Raw genomic sequence first — 24,340 nt, forward strand, 5'->3', positions numbered from 1 at the left:
ATGCGCAGCAAGCTCGCAGAACGGCTAAGTGCCCCGGGCATTCGTTTCAAAGCCCTGCCCTGGGGCTCCCGTATCGCCCTGCTCTTCCTCATCGTGATTGTCCTGGCGGCCATTTTCGCGCCGGTCATTGCACCGCACGATCCTCTGGAGACGTTCATTCCAGCCACCCCGCCGGGTGCAGAGCACTTCTTCGGCACCGACCGCTTGGGCCGTGACATCTTCTCGCGTCTCCTCTTCGGTGCACAGTCGTCGCTGATGATCGGCCTCGGAGCGGTTGCCCTGGCCATCCTTGCCGGTGCACTCCTCGGTTCCTTCGCGGCCACCTCCAGCAAGTCCGTGAACGAGATCATCATGCGGCTCATGGACATCCTCATGGCATTCCCCGGCATCGCGCTGGCGGCCGTGCTGTTGGCCGCGTTCGGCAACTCGGTGCCCACCATCATCATCGCGATCGCCATCATCTATACCCCGCAACTGGCCCGTGTGGTCCGCGCCAACGTGCTGGCCCAGTACGGCGAAGACTACGTCCGCGCCGAGCGCGTGATCGGTGCCGGCCGCTTCTACATCCTGGTCAAGCACATTGTCCGCAACACTGCCGCGCCCGTGCTGGTGTTCGCCACGGTCATGGTGGCCGACGCCATCATCCTCGAAGCCTCCCTCTCCTTCCTGGGCGCCGGCGTTCAGGACCCTGCACCGTCCTGGGGCAACGTCATTTCCTACGGCCGCAACCTGGTCCTGTCCGGCGGCTGGTGGGCCACCACCTTCGCCGGTGTGACCATTCTGCTGACCGTGCTGTCCTTGAACATCCTGGCCGAAGGCCTCACCGACGCCATGGTCAATCCGAAGCTGCGGCGCGCGCCGGTAGTGAAGGACGACGACGGTTCCGCTGCAGTTGTCGCCGTGGACACCGAAGTTGCCACATCTGTGGCCCAGGCCTCCGTGGTGGAGGAACACGAGCTCGACGGCGTCCGCGCGGCTTCCGTTGGTGACGTCACGTCTGATGTGGGCGCTTCAGCCGTGCTGACCGATGTGAAGCTGGCCGCCGCCAACCCGCATCTCCTGCTGGACCGCGAGTTGGAACTGCTGGCAGCCATTGAAGCGAAGCGCACCGACCGACTCCCGCAGGTTTCTCCCGAAGCCCGCAACGTGCTTGAAGTGAAAAACCTGTCCATCCGTTTCCCGGGCCGCTTCGGCGACATCGCGATCGTGGACAACGTCACGTTCACGGTCCGCGAAGGCGAAACCATGGGCCTGGTAGGCGAATCCGGTTGCGGCAAGTCCATCACCTCGCTGGCCGTCATGGGGCTGCTGCCCAAAACAGCCCAGGTCACCGGCTCCATCAAGTTCGATGGCAAGGAACTCCTGGATGCCAACACCAAGCACAGCAACCCCAAGGCCTACGAGGGTCTCCGCGGCGAGCAGATTGCCATGGTGTACCAGGACGCCCTGAGCTCCCTGAACCCGTCCATGAAAATCAAGGACCAGATGGAGCAGCTCACCAAGCGCGGCGGCCGCAAGACGCCGGCAGAGCTTCTGGAAATGGTGAAACTGGACCCGGTCCGGACCCTCGCCAGCTACCCGCACGAGCTTTCCGGCGGCCAACGCCAGCGCGTGCTGATTGCCATGGCTTTGTCCCGCTCGCCCAAGATTGTTGTTGCCGATGAACCCACTACTGCCCTGGATGTCACTGTCCAGAAGCAGGTTGTGGACCTGCTCAACGAACTCCGCGAGCAGCTGGGCTTCGCCATGGTCTTCGTCAGCCACGACCTCGCCCTGGTGGCATCCTTGGCGCACCGCATCACGGTGATGTACGCCGGCCAGGTGGTGGAATCCGCACAGGCATCCGAACTCCTGCAGAACCCCAAGCACGAGTACACCCGGGGCCTGCTGGGCGCGGTCCTCTCCATCGAGGCCGACGCCGTCCGCCTGCACCAGATTCCCGGCACGGTCCCGTCGCCTCGCGACTTCGCTACGGGCGACCGCTTCGCGGCCCGCTCGTTGAGGCCCGACGCCGATCCACACCAGAAGCTGGTCCTCACCACCGTTGCTTCGACGAACGGCGACGATGCCGACCACTTCTGGGCGAGCCACCTGAAGGAGGACGCGAAATGAGCCAGTCAACACAGCAAGGCTCCAAGCCGGTCATCGAACTCAAGGACGTCAAGGTCTATCACCATGCACGGACCGGCGGCTTGTTCCGGCCGAACATCGTCAAAGCCGTGGACGGCGTGGACTTCACCATCAGCTGCGGCGAAACCGTGGGCATCGTCGGTGAGTCCGGCTGCGGCAAGTCCACACTCGCGTCAGTACTCGTGGGACTCCAGCCGCCGACGTCGGGCAAGGTCTTGTTCCACGGAAAGCCCGCCATCAAGCGGAACGCTGCCATGCGCAAGCAGTTTGGTCGCTCCGTCTCCGTGGTCTTCCAGGATCCGGCAACCGCACTGAACCCGCGCATGACCATCCAGGACATCCTCACGGATCCGCTGCAGATCCACGGCATCGGCAACGCAGCCTCCCGAGCCGCCAAGGTCAAGGAACTGTTGGCGCTGGTCGGCTTGCCGCAATCGGCAGCCGAAGTGACGCCGTCGCAGGTTTCCGGCGGGCAGCGCCAGCGCGTGGCCATCGCCCGTGCACTGGCTCTGGACCCGGACATCATCGTGGCGGACGAGCCGACGTCGGCCCTGGACGTTTCCGTCCGGGCGCAGGTCCTGAACCTGCTGTCCGATCTAAAGACCCAGCTGAACCTGGGCATGGTGTTCATCTCGCACGACATCCAGACCGTCCGCTACGTTTCGGACCGGATCTGCGTCATGTACTTCGGCAAGATCGTTGAGCAAGGCTCAGCCGCGCAAGTCTTCGACAACCCGAGCAACGACTACACCAAGAAGCTCCTGGGCGCCGCGCCGAGCCTGCTTCATATCTAGTTTTTCCCTTCACAAGCTACAAACAACGGAGAATTCTGTGTCCACTCAGTTCCAAGGCGTCATCCCCCCGGTCATCACTCCCCGCCACGCAGACGGCAGCATCGACACCGCGTCGCTGAAGAACGTCACCAAGCACCTGATCGACGGCGGTGTCTCCGGCCTTTTCGTCCTGGGCTCCTCCGGCGAAGTCCCCTACCTGACCAACGAAGAGCGTGAATTGGTGGTCTCCACCATCGCCGACGCCAACGCCGGAGCAGTTCCGCTGATCGTGGGCGCCAACGAGCAGACCACCAACCGCGTGATCGAGGAAGCCCGCAAGGTGGTTGACCTTGGCGCCGACGCGATCGTGGTCACCTCCATGTACTACGCGATCGGCAACGCCGCGGAAACCGAAACCCACTTCCGCAGCATCCACGCCGCCATCGAGAAGCCGATCTTCGCGTACGACGTCCCGGTTCGCACGCACTTCAAGCTGCCCACCGACTTGTTGGTTCGCCTCGGCCGTGACGGCGTCATTGCCGGTGTCAAGGATTCCTCGGGCGACGACGTTTCCTTCCGCCAACTGCTCCTCGCAGCCAAGGACATCCCCAACTTCGACATCTTCACCGGTCACGAGGTTGTGGTGGACGGCGCGCTCCTGGGCGGCGCGCAAGGTGTTGTCCCGGGCCTCGGCAACGTTGACCCTGCCGGTTACCGTCGCCTGTTCGACGCCGCACAGGCCGGCGACTGGGCTCTCGCGGCAAGGGAGCAGGACCGCTTGGCCGACGTCTTCGAGATCGTCTACACCCCCAACGGCCGCGTCTCCGGCGGCGCCGCTGGTCTGGGTGCGTTCAAGACGGCACTGCAGGTGATGGGTGTCATCGAGTCCAACACCATGAGCTCGCCGATGCTTTCCTTGAACGATTCCGAGACTGCCGCGATTCGCGAAATCCTGGAGCGGAACGGGCTGGTCTAAGCTTCATGACCCACGTGATCGGCGTTGACCTCGGCGGCACCAAGACTGCCGCCGGGGTTGTTTCCCCTGCAGGTGAAGTGCTCATGTCGGAGACCATTCCGACGTTGAACCGGGCTGGTGGCGAAGCGATCCTCGACGCCACCGCTGCGCTGATTGCGGGCTTGGTGGAGCGCGCTGCCGACGCCGGACATTCAGTGTCCAGCGTCGGTATCGGCTCCGCCGGGGTCATTGACGCTTCTTCCGGGACCGTGGTGTCTGCGACGGATGCGATTCTTGGCTGGGCAGGGACTGAGCTTGTTTCCGGGCTTTCGTCCCGTCTGTCGCTTCATCCTTCGGCCGTGCGCGCCGTCAACGACGTCCATGCCCACGCCCTCGGCGAAGCATGGCTCGGCGCTGCGGCCGGATCCTCAAGTTCGCTCATGGTGGCGTTCGGAACGGGAGTCGGCGGAAGCTTTGTGCTGGACGGCGCTCCTGTCTTGGGTCACCGTTTTGTTGGCGGGCATGTGGGGCACTTCGCTTCTCCTTACGCCGCCTTTGACGGGACTCCGCTCCCCTGCGTGTGCGGTGGTTCCGGGCATGTTGAGGCCATCGCTTCGGGGCCCGCGATTTACGAGTCTTTCCTGCGGTTTGGCGGTTCCGCTGTGGATGCGGCGGACACGCGGGACGTGTTTGCCCTGGCCGCTTCTGAAGCCCACGACGGCGGTGCTGCCGCGAGCTCTGCTGGGGACCGCGCCGCCGCTTTGCGTGCCATCGGCGTCGGCGCGGCAGCAGCCGGACAAGCAGTAGGCGGTCTCATCAACGTCCTCGACCCTGAAACCGTGGTGATCTCCGGTGGCTTGGCCGACGCCGGCGAGCTCTGGTGGAAGCCTATGGAGTTTGCCTTGCGACAGGAACTGATGGCTCCCTTGGTTTCCGTGCCCGTGGTGCGGGCGACTCTCGGCAATACCGCCGCCATTGTTGGCGCCGCAAAACTCGTCCTTAAGTAGTCCGAAAGTAATTGGAGACGTCATGATCCTCACGCCCAAAGGCCTCGAAGCCCTCCGTTCCCAGCTGATCGTCTCTTGCCAGGCGTACCCCGGAGAGCCCATGCGTGATCCCCGGACCACTGCCCAAGTAGCGGCATCCGCCGTCATCGGGGGCGCTGCGGCGATCCGCGTCCAGGGGTTGGCCGACGTGCAGTTCACTCGTGCCGCCGTCGAGCTTCCTGTCATTGGCCTCTGGAAGGACGGGCACGACGGCGTCTTCATCACCCCCACCCTTCGTCACGCCTTGGCGGTGGCGAATGCGGGTGCGCATGTTGTGGCCATTGACGGGACGCGGCGTTCCCGCCCGGATGGGCTTTCGCTTTCTGAGACCGTCGCGGGAATTCACGCGGATTCGCATGCACTGGTCATGGCCGATTGTGGGTCCTTCGATGACGCAGTGGCTGCGGTCGAAGCGGGTGCGGACCTGATTGGGACGACGTTGGCCGGTTACACGGGCGAGCGCCCCAAGACCGACGGCCCGGACCTGGAACTCTTGGAGCACATCGCTTCCGCCGGCCTGGACAAGCCACTCATCGCGGAGGGCCGCATCCACACCCCGGCCCACGCCCGCCAAGCCCTCGATGCCGGGGCATTCGCCGTGGTGGTGGGCACGGCCATCACTCACCCGGCGTCGATTACGGGCTGGTTCAAGGGCGCGATGCACGCGTAGCCCTGCGTTGCGAGGCCCCCTCTGCGCCCAAAAACCCACCCCAACCCAGCAAAACGGGCCCCACAAGCTAGATTTTCGTCTCCACTGGCCTGTCCAGTGCATGGCCGTACTGGGACCATCCGCCAACGAACAACCGGCCGGAGCCCATTCCCAACTGCTCCATCACCAACAGGTTGTGGCACGCAGTCACTCCGGATCCGCAGTAGGCAATAGTCCCCTCTGCGGACAGGACTCCGGCGCGCTCGAAGTTCGTGCGAATTTGCGGCTCCGGGAGCAAGTTTCCCGTGGAATCGAGGTTCTCACGGCACGGGACGTTCGCGGCGCCGGGTATGTGTCCGGGGCGGGGGTCGATGGGGTCTTGGCGGCCTTCGAAACGGTCACGATTCCTCGCATCCACTGCGAGGAAGGTGTCAGAGGAAGCTTCCGAAATGTCTGCCAGCAGGTCTGCAGGCCAGGCTTTGGCGGTGAAGCTCCCGGTCCGGCGTAGCGGTGTTTCCGTGGAGAGATCCCCGGGATAGTTGCCAATGCCCCCATCCAGGATCGCCGCAGTGTGTCCCGTCGATCGGAGCATCCAGACCAGCCGGGCCGCGATGACTCCCCCGGCGTCGTCATAGGCCACTACGGCGTCCGAATCACCAATACCGGCTTCACGCATCCCCTGGGCAAACACTTCCGGCTCGGGTAGCGGGTTCCTGCCGGCTTCGGGTGTAGCGGGCCCGGACAGCCAACGATCCATATCCACGAACACTGCGTCCGGGAGATGTCCGGCGTCGTAGGCGTCCTTCCCCGAAGATCCGTCCAAGTACCAGCGCGCGTCCACGAAGACGACGGTCCCGAGGTTGCGGGCACACCAATTCCAGTCAACAAAAGGCTTCAGTTCATCTCCCATGCATCGAAGCCTAAACAGGACTTCCATATTTTGAGATACTCATCCCAATATATGGACGGGAGATCACGTTGCGAGGCCCCCTCTGCGCCCAAAAACCCACCCCAACCCAGCAAAACGGGCCTCACAACGCTCAGGCAGCGGTTGTAGGCTTTCCCCATGACTGCCGAGAGCTCCCGGGAATTCGACGTAATCGTGATCGGCGCTGGCGCCGTGGGAGAAAACGTGGCGGACCGGGTGGTTCGCGGCGGCCTGACGGCGGTGATTATCGAGAGCGAGTTGGTGGGCGGCGAGTGCTCCTACTGGGCGTGCATTCCTTCCAAGGCGCTGCTTCGTCCGGGCAGCGTGCTTCACGCCGCGCAAGTGGTGCCCGGCGCCAAAGAGGCGATCACTGGAACCATGGATGCCGAGGCCGCACTGAAGCACCGGGACTGGTTCACCAATAATTGGCAGGACGGCAGCCAGGTTGAATGGCTGGACAGCGCCGGGATCGAGTTGATCCGAGGACGTGGCCGCATCACAGGGCCTCGCGAGGTCCAGGTGGATGGACTCGACGGCAACAATTACGCTCTGAAAGCTCACCATGCCGTGGTGGTCGCGACGGGTTCAACCCCCACCATCCCGGACATTGACGGTTTGAAGGACGTACCTTTCTGGACTACCCGCGGCGCCACGGCAGCCAAGGAAATTCCGAAGCGCTTTGTGGTCCTTGGCGGCGGGGTGGCGGGTGTGGAATTGGCGCAAGCATTCGCCCGGTTCGGCTCGGATGTCACGCTCATCGCCCGTGGCCGCTTGCTGAGCAGCTACACGGAGGAAGCCGCGAACCTGGTGCTGGCCGGGCTTCGTGCCGACGGTGTGGCTGTTCATCTTCACACTGATGTGGAGAAAGTGGAGAAGAACGACGACGGCTCATTGACAGTTACGTTCGACGACAAAACCATCACAGCCGATAAACTCCTGGTCGCCTCCGGACGGCACCCCGCCCTGGTCAATCTGGGCTTGGAAAACGTGGGCGTTGAAGCACAGGACGGCAAACCCCTCCGACTCACAACGGATGCCAGCGGCCTGGTGGAAGGCCCTGCCAGTGACGGCACCAGCGGACTGTGGCTCTACGCCGCGGGGGATGCAGCCGGCAAGGTGCTCCTGACGCATCAGGGCAAGTACGAGGCCAGAGCAACCGGTGACGCAATTGTGGCCAGGGCCAACGGCAAACTCACCGGGACACCCAAACCGTGGAGCCCGTGGGCCCACACGGCCAACGATCACGCCATCCCCAGCGTCGTCTTCACCGATCCCGAGGTGGCATCTGTAGGCCCGAGCCTGGAACAGGCACTGCTGCAGGGCAAGAACGTCACGGGCGTTGAGCTCCCCATCGACGTGTCCGGTTCCCAGCTGTACTCCCCGGACTACAAGGGGTGGGCGCAGATCGTGGTTGACGAGGACCGGAAGGTCATCCTCGGAGCCACTTTCGTGGGTCCGGGCGTGTCCGAGCTACTGCACTCCGCGACCATCGCCATTGTGGGTGAGGTTCCCTTGGATCGGCTCTGGCATGCAGTTCCGTCGTATCCCACCGTCAGCGAAGTGTGGCTGCGGCTTCTGGAAAAGTACGGACTCTAAAACTCCTATTTGAACTGACTGGTCAGTTTAGTTAGACTTTCAGCAGACACCATTTCTGCGAAAGGCTTCATTGTGCTGTCCGTACAGCAACTTCAGATCAACGGCCGCCGGGACGATCTCCTTCCGGCAACGTCACTTCAAGTCCGCCGCGGCGAACTCCTGCTCGTCGCTGGAGAGGGCCAGGACCAGAGGACCGCTTTGGCGTTGGCTCTGAGCGGCCGCATGAAGCCAAGCAACGGGATCCTCAGCTGGGACGCCACCACCAAAACCAAGAAGATCCGCCTCTCCAGCGCCTTGGTGGACTCCCCCGGCGTCAACGAACCCGAGCAACACCTCAGCGTCCGCGACCTCGTCACCGAAGACCTCTCCCTCATCCCCCGCCGTTACCGCGGCGCGCTGCTGAGCAAACCGTGGCTGAAGGTCAACAGCTTTGAAGACATCGCTGGTCTCTGGATAGAACAGATTCCCGCCGCTCGCCGCTTGGAACTCCTCACCGCGCTGGCCCTGGCAGATCCGGCCACGGACCTCCTCGTGGTGGACTCCCCGGACCGCCACAGCGCTGACCCCTCGGCATGGTTGCCCCGACTTCAGGCATTGGCGTCCGACGCCGGTCGGCCGCTTGCCGTCGTCGCCGTCGTGGGTGCCCTCCCGGACAACTGGACCGGCGCCGCTGCGGTGATCGGCAACTCCGTCTCGCACCCGCCTGAACCCGAAGCTGAAGCCGCACCCACCCAGCCCAAGCCAGCGGCCGTCGTCGAGCCCGAAACTGAGCCCAAAGCCAAGCATGCCGCCCAACCGGCGTCTGAAACTACATCGGCTGCCCACGCTGAATCCGAAAACCTTCAAAGGACTGCAAAGTGACTGTTCTGCGGCTGGCCCGCTCCGAACTCAAGCGCATGACCGGCGGGCTCCTGCCCAAGCTGACCATCCTCGCCCTCACCATGGTTCCGTTGCTCTACGGCGCGGTGTACCTTTACGCGAACTGGGATCCGTACGGCAACCTGAACCAGATCGACGCCGCCTTGGTGGTAGAAGACACGGGTGCCACCTCAAAAGACGGCACGGAACTGCAGGCCGGCAAGAAGGTGGCAGACAGCCTGGTGGACGGTCACGTCTTCAACTGGAAGCAGGTCTCCAGCGCTGAGGATGCGGATGCCGGTGTCCGCACGGGTGAGTACGCTTTCGCCCTTCGCATACCCAAGGATTTCTCGGCCAACCTGGTCTCCCCTGGCAGTTTCGACGCCGCCAACCAGGCCATGCTGCACGTCACCACCAACGATGCCAATAACTACCTTCTGAGCACCATCGTGGACAAGCTCACCACGGCTGTGCACTCCACTGTCGCCAAGGAAGTGGGCGAGGAAACCGCCAACCAGCTCCTCACCGGTTTTGGCACCATCCATGCGTCCATCGTGAAAGCCGCCGATGGTGCCTCGGAGTTGGCCACGGGTGTGGGGAAACTTAGTGATGGCGCCGCGACGCTGCACACCGGCACCACGCAACTGGTCATCGGCGCAGACCAACTCGTCGCCGGGCAGACCCAGTTGCGCGATGGCGCTGTGCAGCTGAACACCGGCGCCAGCCAGCTCAGTTCCGGCCTCACAGAGCTCAAGAACAAGACCGCTACCCTTCCAACGGATTCCCAAAAGCTCGCTGATGGCGCCGCCCAAGTAGCCGCCGGGAACGCCGAGCTGAACACGAAAGTCCAGGACGTCGTCGGGCAGCTCGAAGCGGCAGACAAGGGCCTCCGTACCCGTGTGCTCGAGTCAAACGCCCGGCTGGTTAGTGCCGGTGTCCTGACGCAGGAACAGGCCGACAAGGTTTTGGCGGACTTCGACGCCGCCGCAGCGTCAAGCCCCGTGACGGACGCGAAGACCAAGATCACAGGCGATGCTGCGAAGATCCAGCAGCTCTCCGACGGTTCAGCCGCTGTGAGCGCCGGAGCATCCAAGCTCGCCGCCGCGACACCGGCACTCACCGACGCCATCTCGAAGGCCGCCGACGGGGCCGGGCAGCTGAACGCTGGTGCATCAACGTTGGCCGCCGGGCAGCAGACCGCCTTGGACGGTGCCGCCAAGCTCGACGACGGCGCGCACCAACTGGACAATGGCGCAGGCCAGCTTGCCAGCGGCGCAGTGACCGCATCCGATGGTTCGCATACCCTGGCCACTGAGCTCGCCAAGGGCGCGGGAGACATCCCCAACCCGAACGATGAGCAGAAAAACAGTGTGTCCAAGGTGATCGCGGATCCGGTGGCCGTGGACAACGTGTCCCAGGCAAAGGCGGGCTCCTATGGCGCCGGGCTGGCACCGTTCTTCCTGACACTGGCCCTCTGGATCGGCGTGTTCATGCTGGTCCAGGCCATGCGACCCATCACCCAGCGGGCCTTGGCGTCGAACGCCCCCGCTTGGAAGATCGCCGTCGGAGGCTGGCTGCCGTTCTTCGTGGTCTCGGTCCTGCAGGCCACCATCCTCACCTTGGTAGTGAACCTTGGCCTCGGCTTGAACCCCGCACATCCCATCGGAATGTGGCTGTTCATGTTGGCCGCGGTGATGGCATTCAGCGCGATCATCCAAGGCATCGTGGCGCTGATGGGGACGCCCGGAAAGTTCGTGGTGCTGATCCTATTGGTCCTGCAGCTCGTTTCCTCGGGCGGTACGTTCCCGTGGCAGACCACGCCCATGCCGCTGCACGTGGTGCACGAGGTCCTGCCCATGGGATACGTGGTGACCGGCATGCGTCACCTGATCTACGGTGGTGAGCTCAGCATGATCTGGCCCACGGTCCTTGGCCTGCTTGGATACACTTTGCTGGGAATGGCGCTGTCCACGCTCGCCGTCCGCAAACACAAGGTGTGGACCCTCAAGACCCTGAAGCCGGAGATCGCAGTATGAGCACCACCGAGCCGCTCCCTTCCGCAACCGACTCCGGCCTGTCGGAGAAGAAACTCCGCCCGGGCCGCACCAACGCCACCAAGCAGCGCCTGTTCGAGGCTTCCATGGAGCTGATCGGCGAACGCGGCGCTGCGGGGGTGACCGTGGATGAAATTGCGGCCGCCGCCGGGGTGTCCAAGGGAACTGTCTACTACAACTTCGGCAGCAAATCCGATCTGATCGCGCAATTGCTGCGGCACGGTGTGGACATCATGCTGGTGCGGCTGCAGGACGTTCGGGGTAATAGCAGTGATCCGCTGGAATCCATGAACAACATGGTGGGACAGGCCATGGAGTTCATGGACGACTACCCCTCCTTCGCCCGCCTGTGGGTCAGTGAAAACTGGCGCACTCCCGGCGAGTGGAGTGCCGTATTTGCCGAGCTCCGGGCTGAACTTCTGGCTGTGATCGGCTCGGCTGTGGAGAGCGTTGCGTCCGGCTACAAGGTTGATCAGAGCATTGCCCGAGGCTCTTTGGAAGCAGCGATTTTCGGGGCCATCTTCGTGGTGGGCCTCGACCGGCAGACGTACAACCCTGAACGCACTCGCGAGCAGAGCGTGGCAGCCGTGATGACCATCATGCATGGGTACGTCATCAAGTAGGTATGGGCAGCCCGTTGTGAGGCCCACTCTGCGCGTTATGTTTGGCTTTTAGGGCGCAGAGCGGGCCCCGCAACGGTATCCAACTGCAATGTACGACGGCGTGGCGTGGCTACTTGGTCGGCGATGATTAACCTCATGCGTCACATGGGGAACAGTGGGAAGCTTGCGGTGGTGTCCGCATTCGTCTCGCTCGGGCTATTGGTTCTGGCCGCTGTTGTGCTTGAGGAACTGGTGTTGTACCTTTTCCTGGGTTCCGTGCTGATCTGCTACCTGGCGTCCATCGTGCAGGTCTTCAACCGGCGACGCTACTTGGTGGTCCTCCTTGGTGCAGCGGGCACGAGCTTGTTCATCGGGTGCAGCATCGCGTTCCTGCGAATGTGGGGAATTGCTTTCAACCAGGACGCCAACGCTTTGGGCAGTGCAGCGCTGGGCAGCCCGGCCAGCACCCAGGATTCAGACATCTACTTCTACTTGGCCGCCGTGGCAGGGTTTGGGACGCTGGGCGTGCTGTTTCTAGGTGCTGTGGTGCCATCGTTCGGTTCACGGGCTGCGGCTCCTCCCAAACGACCCCCGACGTCTGCGAAGCGAACCCCGGCGCCGCGCAAACCAGTTTCCCGTCCGTCTACCCCTGCCAAACGTCCGGCTGCTTCGTCTCCACGTCCATCCAATGCAGCCAAGCCCCCTGCAGTGAAGCGTCCCGCACCGCGTACGCCAACCACGGCAGCCAAGCGTCCGGCGTCGAGCGCTTCCACTCAACGCAAGCCGGCCCCCAAACGCTAGCTCACCTTCCCACCCCTGCGTTGCGAGGCCCGCTCTGCACGCTAACGCGGGATCTAAACGTGCAAAGCAGGCCCCACAACGAAGGGGGTCAGGAGTCGAAGCCCAGCCCGACGGCGTCGAGGGCTTTGAGGATGAGGTTACGTTTCCCCTGGTTGTGGTCGGCCCGGTCCATGGACCAACGCGTCAGGTTGATGCCCAGGGAGGCCAGCGGCTCAGGCGGGAAGGGCAGTGGCCGTTTCCTGACCATTTCAACCCGCGTTCGTTCGGTGTCGAGGCCCGCCAGGAGGTCCAGGAGAACGTCGGCAGCGAAGGCTGTGGCGCCCACCCCAAGTCCCGTGAAGCCAGCCGCGTACGCTACCCGCCCCTTCCGCGCAGTGCCGAAGAACGCGCAGAACTGTGTGCTCGAATCGATGGGTCCGGCCCACTTGTGCGTGAACTTCAGGCCTTCCAATTGCGGGAACGTGGTGAAGAAGTGGGAGGCGATTTTCTCCCACGTCGCAGGCTGGTGTTCGTGCCGCTGGTCCACGCGGCGGCCCCAGAAGTAGAGGGCGTCATAGCCACCGAACAGGATCCGGTGGTCCTTGGTGATGCGGTAGTAGTGGAACTGGTTGGCGACATCCCCTATTCCTTGGCGTTTGCCCCAGCCGATTGACTCCAGCTGTTCGGCAGTGAGGGGCTCGGTCATGAGCGCGTAGTCGTACACGGGCACCGTCATCAACTGGTTGCGCTTCAGCAGCGACGGAAACACGTTGGTACCCAGGACCACGAGTCCCGCCTCTACGTTGCCCCGCTCCGTGACCACCGTGACGCCCTGCTCGTGGTCCTTCAGCTCGCGCACGCGTGTGCCCTCGTGGATCACCACGCCCAGCTCTGTTGCCACGCGCGCCAGTTCGAGTCCCAGTTTGTAAGGATGGACCATTGCCACGGAATCCTTATGCCAGCGGCCCGCCAGGTAGGTTGGTGAGTTGACCTCGGCCCTCACAGCCTCCTGGTCCAGGAAGACGCTGCCGGGGCTGTCGTCCTCCTGGAGCCAGGACACCTGATGAGGTTCTACCGCAACGTTGAGTTCGCCCGTCCGCTCCCACTCGCAGTCCATGCCGTACTTCTCCACGGCTTCCTGCATGCGGTCCAGGTTCTCCATGCCCAAGCGGTCCAGAATCTCCAATTCTTCCGGCCAACGGTTCTTGCCGTTCTCATGGCCGTGGGTGAGGCTCGCCTCGCAGAAGCCGCCATTGCGGCCCGAAGCTGCCCATGCCACACGCTCCCCTTCCAGCAGGATCACTGTTCGGCCAGGATCGCGTTCCTTCGCCCGCAGCGCTGTCCACAGGCCGGTATAGCCGCCGCCGACAATCACGAGATCTGCGGCAGCGTCGCCGTCGAGTTGAGGGTAGCGCGTGGCGGAGTCATTAAGGTCGTCGATCCAGAACGGCCGGTGGGCCGCACCTGCCAAGGCACGGGATACGACGGCGGCTTGCGGGACGTTCCGTTCGAAAACGGTGGTATTCACGGGAAATTCTCCTGTTTCTGGGCGCGCTGAGGAGGCGCCGGGAATCTAGTTGGTGGCCGGTCTGCCCTAGGCAGTGACCGCTTCGGCGTCCCACAATGGCCGGGGACGGGAGGCGATGAGGTTCCGCGTGTAGTCGTCCCCGGGGTCCTCAAGGATGCGAGCCGTGGGTCCTTGCTCCACAATCCGTCCCTGATGCATTACCAAGAGGTCGGAGCACAGGCGCGAGACCACAGCCAAGTCATGGGTGACAAACAGGATGGTCAGTCCGAGCTGGTCACGCAGTTCCTCCACGAGCTCCAGAACCTGGGCTTGGACCGAGACGTCCAGGGCACTGGTGGCCTCGTCCAAAACCAGGAGCCGGGGGCGGGCAGCCAGCGCTTTGGCTAGCGCAACGCGTTGCCGCTGCCCACCGGAGAGGGCTCGGGGCCGGGCATCGAAACGTTCCGGTCCGATGCCCACCCGCCCCAGCAGCTCGCGGGCGCTGTCCTTGGCTTCCTTGCGTCCTTGTTTCTGATGCAGGCGGAAGACATCGGCCACAGCGTTCCCCACAGGGATGCGCGGGTCCAAAGAAAGGTAGGGATCCTGGAAAACGATTTGGACATCCTTGGCCAGGACTTTCCGTTCGGAGGCTTTCAGGGCCCGGCGCGGCCGGGGGATGTCCCGCAGCGTAAGTTCACCGGAGGTAGCGGTTTCCAGTGCCACCACCAACCGGGCCAGGGTGGATTTTCCGGAACCGGATTCCCCCACGATGCCCAAGGACCCACCCTCCGGCAGGCTGAAATCGGCGGCATCCAAGGCGGTAATAGTGTCGCCGCGGGGCAGTTGGTACGTTTTGGATAGCCCTGAAACCTTCAGTAGGGGTGACCCCGGGACCGCCGGTGCAGCCAAAGCGCCCACCTCAATGGCAGGGGTAGCCTCCACCAGTTGCCGCGTGTAGTCCTGCTGGGGAGTCAGGAAAACAGTCCGGGTTGGTCCGTGCTCCACCACTTCACCCCGACGAAGAACGTAGACGCGTTCGCACAGGCTGGCGGCAAGGTTGAGGTCGTGCGTGATGAACAGCATGCCCATTCCCCGCGATTGTTGCTCTTCGCGGAGGAGTCGCACGATCCCCGCCTGGGTAGTGACGTCCAGGGCGGTGGTGGGTTCGTCACACAGCAACAGATCCGGTGAGTTCAGGAGTGCTGCTGCGATCATGACGCGTTGGAGCATGCCGCCCGAGAGCTGGTGTGGGTGCTGGTCCATGAGCTCGCTGGCCCGCCGGAGACCCACCTGCTCCAGTTGCTTCACGGCCCGTTCAGTGGCCTCGGCCCGGGATGAACCGTCGAGCCTCAGGAGGGTTTCCGTGAGGAAGTCCCCCACGGTCCGGACCGGGTTGATACCGGCCCTGGGGTCCTGGAAAATCATGGACGCGTGGCCACGCCGCAGCTCCCTGAGGCGTTGATTGCTCGCCGTCAGGGTGTCGAGGCCCTGAACCGACACAACGCCGGAAGACTGCGAGCCACCAGGAAAAAGCCCCAGCGCGGCCCGGGTAGTCAGCGATTTGCCTGAGCCGGACTCCCCCACCAAGGCGACCGCCTCGCCGTCGTTCACGTGCAGGGAGACGCTGTCCAGCAGCGGCGGCCTGCCCGGAAAACCGAGCGTAAAGTTTTCGATCTGCAAAAGCTGGCTCATGAAAGTTTTCCTCCGATGCGGTCTGAGAGTTCCTCGCCGATGACGTTGACGGCAACCACCACCAGGACCACTACCAACGCGGGCCAGAAGGCGGGGAGGATGTAGCCGCCCAGCAGGGCGCCACGGGATTCCTCGATCATGGCGCCCCAGTCGCTGGTGGGCGGTTGCACGCCGAGCCCGATGAAGGAGAGCGCCGCGAGGTCGGCCAGCACATAGCCAAAGTTCAGTGTTGACTGCGCGCCAACAGTGGGAATCAGGTTGGGGAGAACCCGTCCCAGCACCACCCAGGGCGTCCGGAATCCGAGCACCCGGTACGCCTGGACGTAGGGCCTGCTGCGCTCGGCAACCACCAGGGATTGGGCCAGCCTGGCCACGTACGGCACATAAGCGATGGTCATCGCCAGGATGGGAGCGAAGAGCCCCTTGCCGAACAAGGCGATGGCGAGCATGGCCATCAGCAGTGCAGGGAAAGCGAACAACAGATCGAAAAGCCTGCCGAGGACCTTGCCCAGCCAGCCCTCTGACCAGCCGGCAACCAAGCCAAGCAGCAGGCCGAGCACAGTAGATCCGATCACCACGATGGTGGGCCCCAGCAGCGAGGTCCGCCCGCCATGCATGAGCCGGCTGAGCAGATCACGGCCCAGCGCATCGGTCCCCAGCAGGTGTTGCCCGCTGGGACCGGCCAGGACGTTGTTGAGGTCCACATAGTCGGGGTCGTACGGCGCCAGGACCGGGGCGAAAAGTGAGAGAAGTACGACGGCGGCAGCGACGGCAAGCGCACCCCACGCCATCGGTGACAGGAGGCTTCCGTAACGGCGAAAGCCTGCCTGCGGCAGCTGGATGGCTAACGTCATCGGGACTCCGTTCCGGCCGCGATCCGCGGATCAATGAGGGGTTGGACGAGGTCCACCACGGTGTTGACCAGAACGAAGGCCGCCACCACCACCATGACGATGGCTTGGACGACGCCGAAATCGAGCCGGTCGATGGACTGCACCAGGAGTTGTCCTATGCCGGAGAGCCCGAACGTCCGCTCGATGATGGCACTGGAAACCAAGAGTCCGGCCACGAGAACACCGCTCACGGTAAGGATGGGCCCCAGAGCGTTGCGGAGGACGTGGCGTGCCACCACGGATCCGCGGGTGAGTCCGCGACTCGTCGCCACTTCCACGTGTTCGCGGAGCAGTTGCTCGTTCATGGATGAGCGGGTCACCCTGGCCACCATGGCGATGTAGGTGATGCCCAAGGCGAGCGCCGGGAGGGTGAGATGCCAGATCCGGTCCCATCCGCCGTCGCCGCTTCCAAAGGAAGGGAACCAGCCCAAGCCCACGGAGAAGAGCGCTACCAGGGCAATGGCTGCGACGAACGGCGGCACTGCGCCCGCTGCGGTGAGGGTGATGAGGATGAAGCGGTCCCCGAAGCCCTTGTTCAGGCTGGCCACAATGCCGGCGAACAATCCCAACACAGTGATGAAAACCGCGGCGAGCGCCACGAGCTGGAGGGTGGTGGGCAACCGTCCGAGCAAGACGTCTGAGACGTCCTGGCGGTAGGTCAGTGACCGGCCCCAATCTCCTTGGAGAATGCCGCCGAGCCAGTTGAGGTATTGTTCCCAGGCTGGTTTATCCAGGCCGAACTGCCGGGTGATTTCTTCCAGAGCCTCGGGTTTGGGGCTGCGGCCCCTCAGCAGGAAGCGTGCGGGATCGCCGGGAACCAGGAAGCGTGAGAAGAACACGGCCAGTGAGGCGACAAAGAGTGTGGCCACCAGTGCCAGAACTTTCTTGGCGATAAAGACCGCAGGGCGGACTGCCCTGCCTTTGGCCCGCTTGCCTGGCCCCTGTGGGGGTGCGGGTGCCTGCGCTTGATCCATAACGGCCATGTCAGAGACCTCCTATCCGGGCTGCCCACGGGAAGTACATGTAGTTGATGGACGGGTCCGCCCCGGTGATGCGCTTGCCCAGCCACATGGACGTGACGGTCTCATAGAGAGGACCCCACACCACGTCATCCGCGGCCAGCTTGGCGGCTTGGCCCGTGAGTTTGCCCCGGGCCTCGGGGTCCTGCATGGTGTACGCGGTATTGACCAGGTCATCGAATTCCGGGTTGCTCCAGCCGCCGTAGTTGCTGAAATCCCCGGTGCGCAGCACGCTGTACATTTCCAAGGGCTCGGTGCTGGAGAGGTACCAGGACGTCACCAGGAGGTCCACGTTCTTGCGGGCCTCGGGATCGGAGAAAAGCGTGGTGTATTTGTCGTTGGACATGGTCTGGATTTCCGGGTCCAGGCCGATCTCCTTGGCCGCGGACGCGATGGCCCTTGCGGTGATGTCGAAGGCTGCATTGAGGGAGGCAGTGGCGAAGACGAACTTGCTGCCCTCCGCCCCTGCTTCCTTGACGAGCTTCTTGGCTTCTTCAACGTCGTAGGGTGTGGACAGCAGGCCGTCAAAAGCCTCGTCCGATGTCGCGGCTGGCACGTCCTTCCACACACTCTTTGTGGTCAACGCATCTGTCTTCTTCGCATAGCCCTGTTCGGCCGCCTTGATCAAGGCTTCACGATTGATGGCCATCATCAGCGCCTTGCGAACCCGGACGTCCTGGAACGTGCCGCCAAGGTTGGTGAAAACCATGCTTTGCACCGAGGTGTCCTCGCCGAAGTAGAGCGATCCGGCGTCTTTGTTGGCTTTCAGGATGTCCATGGCATTGGACGGGATCGCGAAGCCACCGTCTATTTCGCCGGTCTGGAACGCGTTGATCCGGGAGGTGGCATCGGGCAGCATTTTGAAGGTGACCCGCTGGGACTTCGCTTTGAGTTCGGGATCCCAGTAGTCGTCGAAGCGCTTGAGGGTGATGCTTTCCCCGGCTTCCCATTGTTCGAATTGGAAGGGTCCGGTGCAATTCACGCCGGTGCTTGAATTGCCGTAGTCCTTGCCCGCAGCTTCCAGTGTTTTGGCAGACTCAACCACACCCGTGGCCCCCACCAAGGAGCTGTTGAACACATAGTCCGGCCGGGTGGTGGTGACCGTGACCTCGAAGTCACCCGTCTTCTCGATGGATTCCACGTTCTGGTAGGCCGATGCCCAGAAGGAACCTACTTCGGGGTCCACGTGCCGGCTCAGGGAGGCCACAACATCGTCCGCTGTCATCTCGCTGCCGTCGTGAAACTTCACACCCTGCCGGATGGTGTAAATCCACGTCAGCGGATCCGGGTTCTCCACTCCCGTGGCCAGGCCCGGCGATGTGGAAAGGTCAGAGTTCCAGCGGAACAAGGACTCGCACACGTTGGACAGGACAGTGTTGTCCGGGTAGTCGAAGGCGTACGCGTAGTCCAAGGAGAACGGTTCCGCGTACATGGCCCAGTTGAAGTTGTCGATTTCCTTGGTGGGGGCCGGAGTGGAGTCGGACAGGGTGAACTTGGCTCCGCCCGCGGCGTCCGTCACGCCGGCGGGCCGGACGCCGCAGCCGCCCAGGACCAGGCCGGCCACGACGGCGGCGACGCCAACCGCTGTGATACGCGACGGCGTCGTCCGCTGTTTGAGACGCACGGCGGCGCCGTACGCAGTGGGAGGCGCAGGCGGTGGGGCTGTTGGCGGCTTCATGGCATCACCGAGGCGGGCACGGCGTGGCGGGCGGTTGCGCGGTCATAGACGCATTCGCCCCCAATCCACGTTTGCGTCACCACCGCCCGGTACAGTTCCTCGGCCGGGAGGCGGAAAACGTTGGTGTCCACAACGGCGAGGTCGGCGAGTTTTCCCGGTTCCAGCGTTCCCGTCTCCGCCTCCAGGTGGTTGATCCACGCTGATCCCTGCGTGTAGGCATCCAGGATCTGTTTAAGGTTGAGTTTCTGTGATTCCGGTCCGAGCGGGGGCTGGTCCTCCCCGGGCGCTGTCCGGTTTACTGCGACGTAGATGGCTGCGAGAGGGTCGGCAGTGGAGACGGGCCAGTCGCTTCCCGCCACCAAGCGGGCGCCGGCGGAGGCAAGTTCGCCAAAGGGGTAGTGCCTGTCCTCGGCGCCCGGTTCAAGGAACGGGAGGGTCAGGGTGTCCATCTGTTCTTCGTGGCAGGCCCAGAGAGCCTGCACATTGGCTGCGGCTTTCAACTCGGCGAAACGGGCAACATCCTCGCTGCGGACCACCTGAAGGTGCGCCAAGTGGTGCCGGTTGTCGTTGGCCCCGTTGCTATCCCGTGCTGCCTCCAGCGCATCCAAAGCGTCGGTCACCGCACGGTCTCCAAGTGCGTGGAAGTGGACCTGCATGCCTGATGCGTCAATCGCGGTGACGTATTCCTTCAGTTCATCAGGTTCAAAAAATTCGATGCCGCGGTTGTCCGTGTGGTGGCCGTGGTGGTCCAGGTAAACGTGGTGCATGGCGGCTGTGTAATTTTCTGCCACCCCGTCCACCATTACTTTGACCGTGTTGGCGTTGAGCCGGTGGTGGTCGAAGTTTTCGGCTACACGTTGGCGCCTCTTGATAATCAAGTCCAGCTGGGACATTCCAGCGGTCCTGTCCCACCATTGGCATGCGGTGACCCGGACTTTCAGGTCTCCGGCCTTCGCTGCGTCCATGTAAACGTCCAAGTGGTCGGCATGGTCGCCCTCCGGAATGGGAACCCAGGCGTCCTGCCAGGCGGTGATGCCCTGCGACAACAGCAATTGCTGGGAGGCGAGCAAGCCTTGGTACGCCAGGTCATACGGCACCGCCGGCTTGACCGCGTTGAACAAATCCATGGCTCCCTCATGGAGGGTCCCGGCCGGTGTCCCGTCTTCTTCGCGTTCCAGCCGTCCGCCCTCGGGATCGGGTGTTTCTGCGCTGATGCCCGCCGCCTCAAAGGCGGCGGTGTTGGCCCATGCCCCGTGGTGGTCCCTGTTGACGAGGTAGACGGGCCTGTCCGGCACTACGGCGTCCAGCAGTCTCCGGGTGGGAGTGCCGCCCGGGAAGAAATCCATGGACCATCCAGCGCCCAGGATCCAAGGTTCGTCGGGGTTGTCTGCTGCGTAGCGGGCCACACTGGCCACGGCCTCTTCAGCGCTGGTGGCCTCCGTCAGGTCGCATTGGAGCAGCTCGATCCCGGCGAAGATGGGGTGGATATGGGCGTCCTGGAATCCGGGCACCACCAGCTGCCCCTGCAGGTCCACCCTGCGGGTATCGGCCGTGACGGTTCCGTTGACGTCGTCGGGTTTTCCGATGGCGATGATCCGGCCTTCGGCTATGGCCAGATTTGCTTGGACGGGTCCGGCGTCGTTGCCGGTGTACACCCATCCGTTCTCTAACAAAATCTCTGCGTGCACGTTCGAGTCCTTTCGTGGGGAAAATCAACTCTGCGAGACACACTATGAGCCAAGTCACACTAAAGTCAACAGTGTTGACATCACTGCTGACAAAGTCTTTGACTGATCATTGAAAGGAGGACGCCATGAATCATGTAGTTTGATAATCAACCCGGGATCACAGGGAACGGGATCGCATGGAAGGCGGACAACTGATGGTGCAGCAAGCACAGTCGACGGACCGCCGCACGCGCCTGGACCCAGCCACCATCATTGACGCCGTCCTGCGGATTTCCAGCCAGGAACTCGGCGAACGGCTGACGGTCCGCCGGTTGGGACAGGAACTCGACGTGGACGCCACCGCCGTCTACCGGCATTTCCGGAACCGGGACGCGATCGTCAGGGCAGCACTGGACCAGCTGTTCATGCTGTCCGTGCAACGAACACAGGCCACGGCGCGCAACCAGGGATGGCGTGCCCGGCTGGAGGCCTACCTCGACGAACTCCTCAGGTCCTTCATGCAACACCCCTCCTTGGGCAGCGAGTCGTTCGCCACGGACACCTACGGTCCCGGTGAGTTGAAAGCGATCGAGTTCGTCCTGCAATGCCTCACCGACGCCGGGCTTGAAGAGGACCGCGTGGTGCACTACTACGCAGCCCTGGAAAGCTACACCTTGGCACTCGGCGCAGGGATTGCGGTTGAAATCCAACGGCTCCCTGATTCCGAGGGCCACGATCCTTGGCTCAACCCCGGAGTTTTCACGCGCATCACCGGGCACCCGCTCCTTGAAAAACACCACGCTGCACTGCAAAACCTCGATTCTCTCAAAGCGTTCCAAGCCGGCCTTGCAGCCATCCTGGACAGCGCCGAACGCGAAAGCACGCAGGCCTGACCGCCTGCTTGGCCAGCAACGCAACCACCCTCCCCGCACGACGCCACCGTCCGGCGTCGTCCGCTCAGCACTGCCCGGACAGCGACGCCCGGCAGGGAAAGCACGGTACCCACATGCACCAGTTCATCAACGGAAAACTGCTGTCCGGAACCTCCGGCAGCAGCCTCGACATCATCAATCCGGCCACCTCAGAGGTGGTGGAAACGGTTGAACTCGCTTCGCTGGCGGACCTTGAGTCGGCAGTGACAGCGGCCCGCGGCGCCTTCCCGGCATGGTCCCGCACCGCGCCCGGCGAACGCGCAGGCATTCTGCAGAAATTCGCCCGTATCCTCGAAGATCGTGCGGAGGAGTTCGCCAGGGTTGAGAGTTCGCAGACGGGTAAGCCACTGCGGCTGACCCGGGAGTTCGACGTCCCCGGCACCATCGACAACATCGACTTCTTCGCAGGAGCCGCCCGGCACCTCGAAGGCAAGGCCACCGCAGAGTATTCCCCCCAGCACACGTCATCCATCCGCCGGGAATCCATCGGAGTGGTGGGGTCCATCGCACCGTGGAACTACCCCCTGCAAATGGCCGCATGGAAGATTCTTGCGGCCATCGCCGCCGGCAACACCATAGTTCTCAAGCCCGCCGAGATCACGCCGCTGACGTCCCTGATGTTCGCGCGGGCGCTCACCGACGCGGGACTGCCCGACGGCGTGGTGAACGTGGTGGTGGGCGACGGCGCCACAGTCGGGGCAGCCCTCATGCGTCACCCGGACGTGGACATGGTCTCCTTCACGGGTTCCACCACGGTTGGCCGCACGGTCCTGGAGGCCGCCGCCGTCAATGCCAAGCGCGTGCACCTTGAACTGGGCGGCAAGGCGCCTTTCGTGGTGTTTGATGACGCCAACCTTGACGCCGCTGTGCACGGCGCTGTGGCCGGCTCGCTGATCAACACCGGCCAGGATTGCACCGCAGCCACCCGGGCAATCGTGCACCGCAGCGTGTACGAGGAATTCGTGGCCAAGGTCGCCGCCCGCTTTGATGGGATCGTCCTGGGCACTCCCGTGGATACCGACGCCAACCTTGGCCCCTTGGTTTCCTTCAAGCAGCGGGACCACGTGGCCGGAATGGTGGACCGGGCCCGCAGTTACAGCAAGGTGATGGCCGGTGGTTACTCACCCACGGGTGGGGGCCTGGAAAATGGCGCCTTCTACCGGCCCACACTGGTAGTTGATGCGGCGCCGGACTCGGAGATCGTCAAGGACGAGGTGTTCGGCCCCGTCCTGGTAGTCCTCCCGTTCGAAACTGATGATGAAGCCATCGCGTTGGCCAACGACACCGTCTACGGGCTGGCCGCTTCTGCCTGGACCAACAACCTCCAGCGGGCATTGCGCGCCACCCGCGAGATCAAGGCCGGCTGCGTGTGGGTCAACGACCACATCCCGATCATCTCCGAGATGCCCCATGGCGGCTTCAAGCAATCCGGTTTCGGCAAGGACATGTCCGCTTATTCCTTTGATGAGTACACCCAGGTCAAGCATGTGATGTTCGAACTGGAGGGTGTTACCGAGAAGGACTGGCACCGGACCATCTTCAACCTGCGCTAATTCCTTGCGTTGCGTGGCCTGCTCTGCATGCCTTCGGGGGATCTAGAGCCGCAGAGCGGGCCTCACAACGGGAGTTTCCGGGCGGATTTTGCGTCCGGCTCCGAGGACGGCGGTGGCAACTCCCAGGAGCAGGATCAATCCGCCCAGGATCTCGGTCAGCGTGGGAATCTCGTTCAAGACAAGCCACGCGGCCGTCATCCCCACCACAGGGACAAGAAGCGTGAACGGCACGACGTCGGAACTCGGATACAGCGACAATAAACGGTTCCAGATGCCGTAGCCGATCAGGGACGCGAACACGGCCGTGTAGATTGCGCTCAGGATGGTGGCCGGCTGCAGGTCGATGATGGTTGACCACACGGCGCCCGGCCCATCCACCAACAGTGAGAGGCCAGCCAACGGGACCGGCACCACGGCACCGGACCACACCACCAGGCCCAAGCCGGAAGCCGCTTTCGTGTGCCGGGCCACCACGTTGCCGATCGCCCAGGACAACGCCGCGGCCAGAACGATCATGAGCGGCAGCACCGGCGCCACGGCACTGCGCCCCCATGCCACCACTGCCAAGCCCGCGATACCCAGTGCCACGCCTGCCAGTTGGCGGCGGCTCGGCCGCTCTCCGAGAAACTTCGCCGCGAGCAAGATGGTGAACAACACTTGCGCCTGAAGGACCAGGGAGGCCAAACCTGCGGGCATCCCCAAGGCCATGCCCAGGTACAGGAGGCCGAATTGGCCCGCACTCATGAAGAGCCCGACGCCGAGAATCGCCTTCCAGCCGACGTCTGGTTTGCGGATGAACAGGATGAAGGGAAAGACCACCAGCAAGAAGCGCATGGCGACGAAGAGCAGCGGCGGGACCTCCCTGCCGTTGGTGTGCAGGCCGAGGTCGATCGCGACGAAGTTGATGCCCCACAGGACAGCGACTAAGACGGCTAGGGCAGAGTGGCGAAGGTTCACAAGTAACACTCTGGCCTTCTTTTGGTTGAAGCACCAGCGTTGAATTCGACATGGGACAGCGTAGATTTGCT

20 protein-coding genes are annotated in these 24,340 nt (G+C 63.4%); 12 read left to right on the forward strand and 8 right to left on the reverse strand.

Features of this window, described 5'->3' with window-relative positions; all coding sequences use genetic code 11:
* From J3A64_RS14120 to J3A64_RS14140, 5 genes are read left to right on the forward strand one after another with little or no spacing between them, the layout of a single operon-like run.
* The gene (locus tag J3A64_RS14120) at positions 1–2,112 is read left to right on the forward strand and encodes a dipeptide/oligopeptide/nickel ABC transporter permease/ATP-binding protein (protein ID WP_210064574.1); all 2,112 of its coding nucleotides are present in this window, start codon (positions 1–3) and stop codon (positions 2,110–2,112) included.
* The gene (locus J3A64_RS14125) at positions 2,109–2,924 is read left to right on the forward strand and encodes an ABC transporter ATP-binding protein (protein ID WP_210064575.1); all 816 of its coding nucleotides are present in this window, start codon (positions 2,109–2,111) and stop codon (positions 2,922–2,924) included. Before J3A64_RS14120 ends, J3A64_RS14125 begins: the two co-directional genes overlap by 4 nt.
* Positions 2,925–2,961: 37 nt before the next feature.
* Positions 2,962–3,879, forward strand: a complete 918-nt coding sequence (locus J3A64_RS14130) for a dihydrodipicolinate synthase family protein (RefSeq protein ID WP_210064577.1) — start codon at positions 2,962–2,964, stop codon at positions 3,877–3,879.
* 5 nt (positions 3,880–3,884) lie between these two features.
* On the forward strand, positions 3,885–4,865 hold the full coding sequence (locus J3A64_RS14135; protein ID WP_210064579.1) for an ROK family protein: 981 nt from the start codon (positions 3,885–3,887) through the stop codon (positions 4,863–4,865).
* A 22-nt stretch (positions 4,866–4,887) separates the two neighbouring features.
* On the forward strand, positions 4,888–5,574 hold the full coding sequence (locus J3A64_RS14140) for an N-acetylmannosamine-6-phosphate 2-epimerase (protein WP_011773569.1): 687 nt from the start codon (positions 4,888–4,890) through the stop codon (positions 5,572–5,574).
* Positions 5,575–5,641: 67 nt separating this feature from the next.
* Here J3A64_RS14140 and J3A64_RS14145 read toward each other — a convergent pair whose 3' ends face one another.
* Complete coding sequence (locus J3A64_RS14145) at positions 5,642–6,463, reverse strand: sulfurtransferase (RefSeq protein ID WP_210064581.1); 822 nt, start codon at positions 6,461–6,463, stop codon at positions 5,642–5,644.
* Positions 6,464–6,619: 156 nt separating this feature from the next.
* On the opposite strand from J3A64_RS14145, the gene J3A64_RS14150 reads away from it, so the two are divergent.
* The 5 genes from J3A64_RS14150 to J3A64_RS14170 all read left to right on the forward strand — a co-directional run bounded on the left by J3A64_RS14150 (position 6,620) and on the right by J3A64_RS14170 (position 12,392).
* Positions 6,620–8,077 (forward strand): NAD(P)/FAD-dependent oxidoreductase, encoded by a 1,458-nt coding sequence (locus J3A64_RS14150; protein WP_210064583.1) that lies wholly within the window; start codon positions 6,620–6,622, stop codon positions 8,075–8,077.
* Between the two features lie 72 nt (positions 8,078–8,149).
* Entirely contained in the window at positions 8,150–8,938 is a 789-nt protein-coding gene (locus tag J3A64_RS14155) for an ABC transporter ATP-binding protein (protein WP_210064585.1), read from the forward strand.
* Complete coding sequence (locus J3A64_RS14160) at positions 8,935–10,971, forward strand: YhgE/Pip domain-containing protein (RefSeq protein WP_210064588.1); 2,037 nt, start codon at positions 8,935–8,937, stop codon at positions 10,969–10,971. The genes J3A64_RS14155 and J3A64_RS14160 overlap by 4 nt, the downstream gene beginning before the upstream one ends.
* Entirely contained in the window at positions 10,968–11,612 is a 645-nt protein-coding gene (locus J3A64_RS14165) for a TetR/AcrR family transcriptional regulator (protein ID WP_014920797.1), read from the forward strand. Before J3A64_RS14160 ends, J3A64_RS14165 begins: the two co-directional genes overlap by 4 nt.
* Before the next feature lie 144 nt (positions 11,613–11,756).
* Complete coding sequence (locus tag J3A64_RS14170; protein ID WP_286176326.1) at positions 11,757–12,392, forward strand: hypothetical protein; 636 nt, start codon at positions 11,757–11,759, stop codon at positions 12,390–12,392.
* Positions 12,393–12,480: 88 nt separating this feature from the next.
* On the opposite strand, the gene J3A64_RS14175 is transcribed toward J3A64_RS14170, so the two are convergent.
* From J3A64_RS14175 to J3A64_RS14200, 6 genes are all read right to left on the reverse strand, one after another.
* Positions 12,481–13,899: an FAD-binding oxidoreductase gene (locus J3A64_RS14175; RefSeq protein WP_210064590.1), complete on the reverse strand. Its 1,419-nt coding sequence runs from the start codon at positions 13,897–13,899 to the stop codon at positions 12,481–12,483.
* Positions 13,900–13,965: 66 nt separating this feature from the next.
* The gene (locus tag J3A64_RS14180; protein ID WP_210064591.1) at positions 13,966–15,570 is read right to left on the reverse strand and encodes an ABC transporter ATP-binding protein; all 1,605 of its coding nucleotides are present in this window, start codon (positions 15,568–15,570) and stop codon (positions 13,966–13,968) included.
* Positions 15,567–16,424, reverse strand: a complete 858-nt coding sequence (locus J3A64_RS14185; protein ID WP_011773561.1) for an ABC transporter permease — start codon at positions 16,422–16,424, stop codon at positions 15,567–15,569. Before J3A64_RS14185 ends, J3A64_RS14180 begins: the two co-directional genes overlap by 4 nt.
* Positions 16,421–17,446: an ABC transporter permease gene (locus J3A64_RS14190; RefSeq protein WP_210064592.1), complete on the reverse strand. Its 1,026-nt coding sequence runs from the start codon at positions 17,444–17,446 to the stop codon at positions 16,421–16,423. Before J3A64_RS14190 ends, J3A64_RS14185 begins: the two co-directional genes overlap by 4 nt.
* A 1-nt stretch (position 17,447) precedes the next feature.
* Positions 17,448–19,160, reverse strand: a complete 1,713-nt coding sequence (locus J3A64_RS14195) for an ABC transporter substrate-binding protein (RefSeq protein ID WP_210064593.1) — start codon at positions 19,158–19,160, stop codon at positions 17,448–17,450.
* Entirely contained in the window at positions 19,157–20,848 is a 1,692-nt protein-coding gene (locus J3A64_RS14200) for an amidohydrolase (protein ID WP_210064594.1), read from the reverse strand. Before J3A64_RS14200 ends, J3A64_RS14195 begins: the two co-directional genes overlap by 4 nt.
* A 194-nt stretch (positions 20,849–21,042) precedes the next feature.
* On the opposite strand from J3A64_RS14200, the gene J3A64_RS14205 reads away from it, so the two are divergent.
* Both J3A64_RS14205 and J3A64_RS14210 read left to right on the forward strand, forming a co-directional pair.
* On the forward strand, positions 21,043–21,720 hold the full coding sequence (locus J3A64_RS14205; RefSeq protein WP_286176327.1) for a TetR/AcrR family transcriptional regulator: 678 nt from the start codon (positions 21,043–21,045) through the stop codon (positions 21,718–21,720).
* 113 nt (positions 21,721–21,833) lie between these two features.
* Complete coding sequence (locus J3A64_RS14210; RefSeq protein WP_210066158.1) at positions 21,834–23,312, forward strand: gamma-aminobutyraldehyde dehydrogenase; 1,479 nt, start codon at positions 21,834–21,836, stop codon at positions 23,310–23,312.
* 42 nt (positions 23,313–23,354) lie between these two features.
* Here the strand turns inward: J3A64_RS14210 and J3A64_RS14215 are convergent, their stop codons facing one another.
* Entirely contained in the window at positions 23,355–24,269 is a 915-nt protein-coding gene (locus tag J3A64_RS14215) for an EamA family transporter (protein WP_043805795.1), read from the reverse strand.
* Positions 24,270–24,340 lie beyond the last annotated feature (71 nt).

This window comes from Pseudarthrobacter sp. PvP004, assembly GCF_017876035.1.
In the GTDB taxonomy this organism is placed as follows: Bacteria; Actinomycetota; Actinomycetes; order Actinomycetales; family Micrococcaceae; genus Arthrobacter; species Arthrobacter aurescens_A.